Origin of the sequence: Thermomonospora catenispora (genome assembly GCF_006363815.1) — a bacterium.
GTDB classification, from domain to species: Bacteria; Actinomycetota; Actinomycetes; order Streptosporangiales; family Streptosporangiaceae; genus Thermomonospora; species Thermomonospora catenispora.
Genome location: NZ_RRYT01000043.1, coordinates 17,539 through 27,079, shown reverse-complemented (window position 1 = coordinate 27,079; position 9,541 = coordinate 17,539). Strand labels below are relative to the sequence as shown.

Genomic DNA, 9,541 nt, shown 5'->3' with positions numbered 1-9,541 from the left:
GGCGCAGCGGGAGGTGATCCTCCGATACCTGGAGGGGCGGTCGCCGGAGCCGCGCCGGGAACCCGCCCCGATCCCCGCCGCGGCCGACGTTCCGCAGCCCCGGCCCGAGCCCGCCCCCGACCGGCCCGAGCCCCGCGCCGCGGTTCCCGCGGCCCGCGCCGGGCTGCGCGCCCGGGTCCTCGCCGTGATCAGCGCCCGGACCGGCTATCCGGAGGAGATGCTCGGCGCCGGCCTGGACCTGGAGACCGACCTGTCCATCGACCCGGCCAAGCGCACCGAGATCATCACCGAGATCATCGAGGACCTGGCCGACCGGGTGGGGCTGGCCCGGCCCGACGGCGGCCTCGACGAGCCGATCGTCGAACGCCTGGCCGACGCCCGCACCATCGACGAGCTGGTGGACCGGCTGGACGGGCAGCTGGGCGGGACCGCCCGGGCGCTCCCGCCCTCCGTCGAGCCCGAGGAGGCCGCGCGGAGCGCCGAAGCGGCCCGGCCGGAGCAGGCCTCGCCCCCCGCCGAGGCGGCCCCGGAGGATCCGGTGGTCCCGGAGGATCCGGTGGCCCCGGAGGATCCGGTGGTCCCGGATGACCCGGCGGTCTTGGCGGATCCGGTGGACCTGGCGGATCCGGTGGTCCCGGATGACCCGGCGGCCCTGGAGGACCCGGTGGCCTCGGCGGATCCGGCGGACCAGGCGTCCGCGGCGGACCCGGTGGAGCGGGCCCCGCAGAGCGCCGCCCCGGCGCCGCGTCCCGCCGAGCCGGCCCCGCGGGCCGTGCCGCCGGTCCGCCACGTGGTGCGGCTGACCGAGCTGCCGCCCGCCTCCGGCGACCCCGCAGCGCTGGCCGGCCTGCACTGCCTGATCGTCAACGACGGCCGCGGCATCGCCCCCGAACTGGCGGCCCTGCTGAGCCGGCACGGCGCGCACGCCCGGATCGTCTCCGGCGCCGAGGAACGCGCCGACGCGGTGATCCACCTCGCCGCCCTCCGCCCCGGCCGTCCGCCCGTCCTGCCCGACGCCTACGCCGGGATCCGCGACACGCTGCTGGCCGGAACCGGACGGCTGCTGCTGGCCACCGGGACGGGCGGCGCCTTCGGCCACCGCCAGGACGGCGGATCCGACCTGGTCACCGGGGCGGGCCTGCCGGGGCTGGCGCGCACCCTGGCGCTGGAGTTCCCCGACGTCCCCGTCCGCGCCGTCGACCTGCACCCCGACGACGACCCGCGGGCGCTGGCGGAGCGGCTGTTCGCCGAGCTGCTGGACGTCGCCGGACCCGTCGCCGTCGGCTACGACGGCGACGCGCGCCGCACCGTCGACCTGGTGCCGCAGGAGACGACCGGCGGCGACCCGCTGCCGCTCGACGAGGACTCGGTGGTGCTGCTGACCGGCGGGGCGCGCGGCGTCACCGCCCGCGTCGCCCACGCCCTCGCCGCCGCCACCGGATGCCATCTGGAGCTGATCGGGCGCACCCCGCCGCCGCGCGGACCGGAGGACCCCGAGACCGCCTCGGCCGCCGACGAGGCCGCGCTGCGGCGGCTGCTGACCGGTGACGGCGATCGCGACCCCGCCGAGGTCGAGGCCGCGGTCCGGCGCATCCTGGCCGCCCGGGAGCTGCGCGCCGCCCTCGCCGCGCTGCAGGAGGCGGCCGCGTCGGTCCGCTACCACCGCCTCGACGTCGCCGAGCCGCAGGCGGTGCGCGCCGTCGTGCAGGACGTCTACGCCCGCCACGGACGTCTCGACGGCGTGATCCACGCCGCCGAGATCGTCGAGGACGCCCCGGTGGCCGACAAGGACCCCGCCTCGTTCGCGCGGGCGTGGAACACCAAGGCGGGCGGCGCCCGCGCCCTGGCCGATGCGGTCCGTCCCGACATCGGATTCTTCGTCGTGTTCGGCGGCGCCGCCGGGATGCTCGGCTGCCCGGGCCGGGCCGACCACGCCGCGGCCGCCGACGCCTGCGGCACCTTCGCCCGGCTGTGGCGGCGGCGCATGCACGGCCGGGTGCTGGTCGCCGACTGGAGCCCGTGGGCGCTCGGCGAGGCGCCCCCGGGCGGGACGCCCCTGCTGGACCCCGACGCCGCCGTCGCCGCACTGCTCCGCGAGATCGCCTCAGGCACCGAGCCGCAGGTCGTCTTCACCGGAGGCGCGCTGTGATCCCGATCGCGATCGTCGGCATCGGCGCGGTCTTCCCCAAGGCGGGAACGGCCCGCGCGCTGTGGAGCAACGTCCGGGCGGGCGTCGACGCCATCACCGACGTCCCGCCGCACCGCTGGGATCCGGAGGTCTACTACGACCCCGACTCCTACGCCGGACCGCCGGAGGAGGACCGGTTCTACTGCCGGCGCGGCGGGTTCGTGGACGAGCTGGCCACCTTCGACCCCGCCCGGTTCGGGATCGCGCCCGCCGCCGTGGACGGCATCGAACCCGAGCAGCTGCTGGCGCTGCGCACCGCCGCCGAGGCCATCGCCGACGCCGGCGGGGAGGAGCGCCTCCCCGACCGCTCCCGCGTCGGCGTCGTCATCGGCCGCAGCGGCCACCTCACCCCGGGCCTGGCCCGCTACGACCAGCGGATGCACACCTCCCGCCAGCTCGTCGCCGCGCTGGCCGACCTGGTCCCGGACCTGGACGCCGAGCGACTGGAGCGGATCCGCCGGGCGTTCTGCGAACGGCTCGGCCCCGACCGGGCCGAGACCCCGGCCGGGATCGTGCCCAGCGCCGTCGCCTCCCGCATCGCCAACCGCTTCGACCTGCACGGCCCCGCCTACACCGTGGACGCCGCCTGCGCGTCGGCGCTGCTGGCGGTCGAGCACGCGGTGCGGGCGCTGCGCTGGGGCCAGTGCGACGCCGTGCTGGCCGGGGCCGTCCACCACGCCCACCATCCCACCGTGTGGGGGCTGTTCAGCCGGCTGCGCGCGCTGAGCCCCACCGGCCGGATCCGCCCCTTCGACGCCTCCGCCGACGGGACGCTGCTGTCGGAGGGCACCGGGATGGTGCTGCTCAAACGGCTGGCCGACGCCGAACGCGACGGCGACCGGATCTACGCGGTGATCCGCGGAGTGGCCTGCGCCAGCGACGGCCGCGCCGCGGACCTGCTGAGCCCGCTGGTGGACGGACAGCTGCTGGCGATGCGGCGCGCCTGGCGGGAGGCCGGGCTGGACCCGCGCGACCGCGACGCGGTCGGGCTGATCGAGGCGCACGGGGCCGCCACCCCCGACGGGGACGGGGCGGAGGTGCAGGCGCTGCGCCGCGCCTTCGGCACCGGCGGGCCCCCGGTGGCGCTCGGCACCGTCAAGTCCCAGATCGGGCACGCCCTGGCCGCCGGCGGCATCGCCGGGCTGATCAAGGCGGCGTTCGCCCTGCACGAGGGGATCCTCCCGCCGACCCTGCACGTCGAGGACCCCCGCCCGGGGCTGGCCGGCACCCGCTTCCGCCTGCTCGCCGAGCCCGCCGAATGGGAGGCCGTGCCCGGCGTCCCCCGCCGCGCCGCGGTCAACGCGTTCGGGCTCGGCGGCGTCAACGCCCACCTGGTGCTGGAGGAGCCGCCCGCCTCGATGCGGACCCGCCGGCCCGGGCGCCGCGTCACGGTCCCCGAGCACGCGGAGGCGGGGGTGCTGCGGCTGGCCGCCGAGGACCCCGCCGCGCTGGCCGCCCTGCTGGAGGAGCCCGACGAGGACCTGATCGCCAAGGCCGGCACGGTCGTCGGCGACGGCCCGTGCCGGCTGGCCGTGGCCGCCCCCACCCCCAAGAGCCTGGCGGCGGCCCGCGCCGTCGTCGCCCACGGCAGGCCCTGGCGGGGCCGCGGCGACATCTGGTTCACCCCCGAGCCGATGCTGGCCGGGCGGGGCCGGGTGGCCTTCCTCTTCCCCGGCCTGGAACCGGTGTTCCGGCCCCGGATCGAGGGGGTCGCCGAGCGGTTCGGACTGCCCCGGCCCGAGCTGACCGGCCGTGACGACATGGCCGGCCGCGCCCTCGACGTGCTGGCGGTGGGCCGGCTGCTGGCCGGCGCGCTGCGCGCGATGGGCGTCGAGCCGGACGTGGTCGCCGGCCACGGCATCGGCGAATGGACCGCCATGATCGTCGCCGGGGTGTACTCGGCCGAGGCCGCCGAACGGTTCTGGAACGGGCTGGCGGCCGACCCGCCCGAGGTCCCCGACGTGATCTACGCGGCGCTCGGCTGCGGCGCCGACCGGGCCGGCGAGGCCGTCGCCGACGTCGAGGGCGTCACCGTCAGCCACGACAACGGCCCCCACCAGTCGATCATCTGCGGGGCGCCCCGGGCCGTCCGCGAGGTGCTGCACCGGCTCGGCGCCGAAGGGGTGCTGGGGCAGGAGCTGCCGTTCCGGTCCGGGTTCCACAGCCCCGCCGCAGCGGTCTACCTGGACCGGCTGCCCTTCGACCGGCCGCATCGGCCGTCGGTGCCGCTGTGGTCGGCGACCACGGCCGCCCCGTTCCCGCCGGATCAGGAACGGATCCGCGACCTGGCCGTGCGGCACCTGCTGGAGCCGATCCGCTTCAGCGAGCTGATCGAACGGCTCTACACCGACGCGGGGGTGCGGGCGTTCGTGCAGGTCGGACCGGGCAGCCTGGCCGGGTTCGCGACCGACCGGCTCGGCTCGCGCGAGCACCTGGCCGTCGCCGCCAACGTGCCGGCCCGCGACGGCCTCGCCCAGCTCGCCCATGTGGCCGCCGCGCTGTGGGTCGAAGGGTACGGGTCCGAGCGGGCCGAACCGGCCGCGCCCGCCCCCGCCGCGCCGCCGCCCGGCATGCGGCTGGACCTCGGCACCCCGCTGGTCCGGCTGGCGGGGGCGGTGCCGCCGGTGACGACGCCGGGGCCTTCCGGCCGGCCCGACCGGCCCGCCTGGGCCGCACGGTCCGGCCGGCCCGAGCCCGCCCGCGCCGAGCCCCCCGCCGAGCCCGTCGGCGACCGGGTGATGGCCGAATACCAGGCCCTGATCCGGGAGGCCACGGCCGGGGCGACCGCCGTGCTGGAGGCCTACGGCGGCGGATCGCCCCCGGCCGCCGACCCCGCCGTCGAGGAACGGACCGAACGGCGGGTGTTCTCCCTGGAGACCATGCCGTACCTGATCGACCACTGCGTCGTGGCGCAGCGGGCGGGCTGGGCCGACCCCGCCGACCGGTTCCCCGTCGTTCCGCTGGCGACCCTGCTGGAGGTGATGGCCGACGCCGCCCGCGGGCTGCTGCCCGGCCGGGTCGTCACCGCGATGACGGACGTGCGGGCGCCGCGCTGGGTGACGGCCGCGCCGCCCACCGAGGCCGCCGTGCGAGCCCGCCTCACCGGCCCCGGCCGCGTCGAGGTGACCGTCGACGGGCACGCCGAGGCGGTGGTGTGGCTGGCCGACCGGTACCCCGACCCGCCCGCGCCCGACCGGACCCCGCTGACCGGCGAGGGCCCGCCCGCGGTCACGGCCGAACGTCTCTACAGCGAACGCTGGATGTTCCACGGCCCTCGCTTCCAGGGCGTGCGGGAGATCGACGCGCTGGCCGGGGACGGGCTGCGCGGCGCCGTGGTCGCCCTGCCCGCCCCCGGCGCCCTGCTGGACGCCGCCGGGCAGCTGTGCAGCCACTGGATCCAGGTCTACGGGGACCGCGACCAGGTGGTGTTCCCCGTCGGCGTCGAACGCGTCGCCTGGTACGGCCCGCACCCGGCCGAGGGGGAGCGGCTGGAGGTCACCGTCCGGAACCGCGCCGTCGACGAGGAGACCATCCGCTGCGACGCCGAGCTGATCGGCCCCGACGGCGCCGTGCGGGCCCGCGTCGAGGGCTGGACCGCCCGCCGCTTCCACACCGACGAGCTGCTGTGGCGGATGCGGTTCACCCCCGAGCTGTCGGGCGTCGGCGAACCGCAGCCCGGCGGCTGGTGCCTGGCCCGCCGCCGCTGGGACGACGTCCCCTCCCGGGACCTGTTGATGCGGCACTACCTGTGCACCGCCGAACGCGCCGAATACCGGGGACTGCCGCCGCACGCCCGGGGGTCGTGGCTGCTGGGCCGGATCGCCGTCAAGGACGCCGTCCGGCACTGGCTGTGGGAGCAGGGCCACGGCCCGCTGTTCCCCGCCGAGCTGACCGTCCGCACGACCGCCGAGGCGGCGGACGGGATCGAGGTGACCGGCCCGTTCACCGAGCGCCTGGCGGTGTCGGTCGCCTGCTCGGACGACCTGGCCGCCGCGCTGGTCCGGCCGGCCCCCGGCCCGGTCGGCATCGAGCTGGCGCCGCCGCCCGCCGACGGGCCGGCGGCGACCGGACCGGACCTGACCGAGGAGGAGCAGGTCCTGCTGGAACGCCTCGCCGCCCGCCCGGACGCCGACCGTGCCGCCGAGGCGGCCCGGTTGCAGGCCGCCAAGCGGGCCGCGGCCGAGGCCGCCGGGGCCGATCCGCGCGACGTCGTGGTGAGCGCCGCGGACGGCGATCGGCTGCTGGCCGTCGCCGGGCGTTTCGCCGCCGCCGTGCAGACCCGCGTGGTCGACGGTCACCTCGTCGCCTGGACCGTCGCGCCGCCGTCCGCCGGAGAGGACCGTCCTCCCGCGCCCGACATCCCCTCGTGAGGAGCCGACCCATGCCATCCACCCCACACGCCACCCCACACGCCACCCCGCACGCCACCCCGCACGCCGCCCCGGAGACCGCCCCGAGGCCCGCTCCGGGGGCCGTCCCGGAGATCGCCCCTGACGCGCGCGCCGAGGAGGACGGCGGAGATGCCTGAGATCACGTTCCGCGGCGTCCGGTTCCACGTGGAGACGGTCCCGCCCCCCGACCCGGCGCCCGACGCGCCGCCCGTGGTGTTCCTGCACGGACTGCTCGTCGACAACCTCTCCGGCTGGTACTGCACCCTGGCCGGTCCCGTGGCGGCGGCCGGCGGCCACTGCGTCCTGTACGACCTGCGCGGGCACGGCATGTCGCAGCGCCCCGACACCGGATACACGCTGCAGGACGGGGTGGCCGACCTGTTCGGGGTGCTGGACGGCCTGGGCCTGCACGGCCCGGCGTTCCTGGCGGCCAACGGGTTCGGCGGAGTGATCGCGCTGCACGCGGCGCTGGAGCGCCCCGAGCGGGTCGCCGGGCTGGTGCTGGTCGAGGTGGACGGCACCGCCGCCGATCCGCTGAGCTGGCGGGAGGACCTGCTCACCACGCTCTCCCGCAGCGCGCTGTCGCTGGAGTACGACAACGTCGCCAGCGTGCTCACCCGGCTGGGACGCCGCGGCCTGGTCGCGCAGCAGGCGGCCGCCTCGGCCCTGCTGGACGGCACCTCCCTGCTCGCCGACCTGGCCGCCGCCCGCCCGGTGCCGCCCTCGGACCTGGAACGCCTGACGTGCCCGGTCCTGGCCGTCTACGGGGAGCAGTCCGCCCTGGCCGACACCGGGCGGCTGCTGCAGCGGCAGGTGCGCGACTGCACCCTGCACCTGGTGCCCGGCCAGGCCCACACCATCCTCGTGGACGGGGCGACCGACCTCCTGCAGGCGATCCTGCCGTGGCTGGCCCGGCACGCCGGAGTGCGGTCGGAGGCGGTCGCGTGAGCCGCCGCCGGACCGTCCCGTCCCTGGACCTGGGCGCGGCGGGAGCGGCGTTCGGGCTGGGCGGCGGCGGATCGCGCTTCCTGTTCGCGGTGCCGCCGCTGCCGGAGCATGTCGCCCCGACCGTCGCGGTGGGCGCGGAGCTGACCCGGCGCGGCCACACGGTCGCCTGGACCGGCCCGGCCGAGGCGATCGGGCCGCTGCTGGGACGCGGAGCGAGGCTGTACCCCGCCGGGGACGGGGAGCCCGCCCGCCGCATCGCCGCCCCCGGCGACCGGCGGACCCCGTGGCGGGACGCGCTGGTCTCCTTCGCGCACGCCGCGCTGCCCGACGTCGAGGCCGCGATCGACGGGTTCCGCCCGCACGTCGTGATCGCCGACCGGCGGGCCCTCGCCGCCCCGGTGGCGGCGCGCCGCCGGGGCGTCCGCTGGGCCGCCTCCACCCCCTCGCCGCCGGAGGAGGAACCGGAGGAGCTGGAGCGGATCCTGGACTTCCAGCGGGCCTGCGGCGAGGCCGAGCCGGCGGACCCGACCCGGTCCGCGGAGCTGGTGCTGGTGTTCTCCACGCCCGAGCTGGCGGACGACCCGGTCAGGGCCCGCCCGGGGCGCTTGGCGTTCGTCGGACCGATGCCCGAACGGCCGCAGGGCGGCGCCTTCCCGTGGGAGTGGCTGGACGGCGCCCGACCGGCGATCGTGGTGTCGCCGGGCGCCGACGACGGGGGACGGCTCTGCCGGGCCGCCGCCGAGGCCGTCGCGGGCCTGACGGTGCAGGCCGTGCTCGTCGCCCCGCCCGACGCGCTGCCCGACCCGCCGCCCAACGCGCTGGTCCGCCGGCGCGTCCCCCGGGGCAGGCTGCTGCCGAGGATGGCGGCGGTGGTGTGCCGCGGCGGACACGACGTCGTCTGCCGGGCCCTCGCCCACGGCCTGCCCGTGGTGGCGGCGCCCGCCCCCGGCGACCGGCGGGCGATCGCCCGGCGGGTGGCCGAGACGGGCGCGGGCCTCGCCGTCCCCGACGAGCCCGCCGCGCTGCGCGAGGCGATCGCCGCGGTGCTGGAGGACCCCGCCTACCGCCGCGCGGCACGGGCCGTGCAGAGGTCGATCGAAGCCGCCGGAGGAGCCGCCGAGGCCGCCGACCGCTTGGAGAGGCTGCTTTGACACGCATCGCCGACCGGCTGTACGTCGATCCCGATGTGCGGTGGGCCGCGTACGTGTTCGACGAGATGTACGCGGCGAGGCCGCAGGGGACGTGGTTCGCCCCCGGCATGCTCAGGCTGCTGGGCGGTCCCGACGCCGCGTTGATGGTCGGCGTGCCCTGGGGGGCGGTCGTGGCGGCGGACCTGCGGGGGGAGGGGCCGGCGGAGCTGTACTCGCTGAACGACGACCAGGGCCCCCTCCCGGTGACGGTCGCACCCGCCTGGGCCGACCCCTTCCGGGAGCTGCTGGCGAAGGACGGGACGGCGCTGCGGGCGGTCGTCAGCCGGCTGATGCCCGCCCAGACCGGACTGCTGTCGGGGGCGGAGACCGCGACGGCCTTCGCGCTGGCGCTGCGCGACCTGCGGGGGATCCCGCCCGCCCCGGAGGACCCGGCGCTGCGCCACACCCCCGGGCACGCGGTGCTGGTCGGCCCGGCCTCCGACGTCGTGCCGTTCCCCCTGGCGGGGCTGGGACTGCGGCTGATGATCATGGAGGTCGGGGTGGCGGCGGTGGCGCCGCAGCCGCCCGGGGACGCGGTCGCCGCGGCCAAGGCGCTGCGCGACGGCGACCCGGAGAAGGTGGGGGCGCTGATGTCGGCCGCCCGGCGCCCCTGCGGCAGCGCCGCCGACCTGGCGGTGGACGTCGCCGTCGAGGCGGGCGCGCTGGGCGGGCGGACGATCGGCCGGTGCGCCGTCGCGCTGGCCCCGCTGGAGGCGGTCCCCGCGATCCGCTCCGCGGTCACCGCGCGGCTGGCGGGCATCGCGCCGCGCCCGCCGCGGATCCTCACCGCGGCGTCGGCCGAGACCGCCCGCCGCCTCGGTTGA

General features: G+C 78.2%; 6 protein-coding genes. All 6 read left to right on the top strand.

The features are described 5' to 3' along the window. A partial coding sequence (locus EIO00_RS24890; RefSeq protein ID WP_206664230.1) for an SDR family NAD(P)-dependent oxidoreductase occupies positions 1–2,149 on the top strand: 2,149 nt, incomplete at its 5' end. Beyond that, entirely contained in the window at positions 2,146–6,558 is a 4,413-nt protein-coding gene (locus EIO00_RS22135) for a beta-ketoacyl synthase N-terminal-like domain-containing protein (protein ID WP_140182022.1), read from the top strand. The genes EIO00_RS24890 and EIO00_RS22135, both read left to right, overlap by 4 nt. A gap of 11 nt (positions 6,559–6,569) precedes the next feature. Next, positions 6,570–6,716: a hypothetical protein gene (locus EIO00_RS24320; protein WP_161602780.1), complete on the top strand. Its 147-nt coding sequence runs from the start codon at positions 6,570–6,572 to the stop codon at positions 6,714–6,716. Beyond that, positions 6,709–7,527 carry an alpha/beta fold hydrolase gene (locus EIO00_RS22130; RefSeq protein WP_140182020.1) on the top strand — a complete coding sequence of 273 codons (819 nt, stop codon included), beginning with the start codon at positions 6,709–6,711 and terminating at the stop codon, positions 7,525–7,527. The genes EIO00_RS24320 and EIO00_RS22130 overlap by 8 nt, the downstream gene beginning before the upstream one ends. After that, a complete protein-coding gene (locus EIO00_RS22125; RefSeq protein ID WP_140182018.1) occupies positions 7,524–8,678 on the top strand; it encodes a glycosyltransferase in 1,155 nt (384 codons plus the stop codon). Before EIO00_RS22130 ends, EIO00_RS22125 begins: the two co-directional genes overlap by 4 nt. After that, positions 8,675–9,541 carry a hypothetical protein gene (locus tag EIO00_RS22120; protein ID WP_140182016.1) on the top strand — a complete coding sequence of 289 codons (867 nt, stop codon included), beginning with the start codon at positions 8,675–8,677 and terminating at the stop codon, positions 9,539–9,541. The genes EIO00_RS22125 and EIO00_RS22120 overlap by 4 nt, the downstream gene beginning before the upstream one ends.

Bases quoted from the DNA above. Each gene is read 5' to 3' on its own strand.
- EIO00_RS22130 (WP_140182020.1), top strand. From the start codon at position 6,709: ATGCCTGAGATCACGTTCCGCGGCGTCCGGTTCCACGTGGAGACGGTC.
- EIO00_RS24320 (WP_161602780.1), top strand. From the start codon at position 6,570: ATGCCATCCACCCCACACGCCACCCCACACGCCACCCCGCACGCCACC.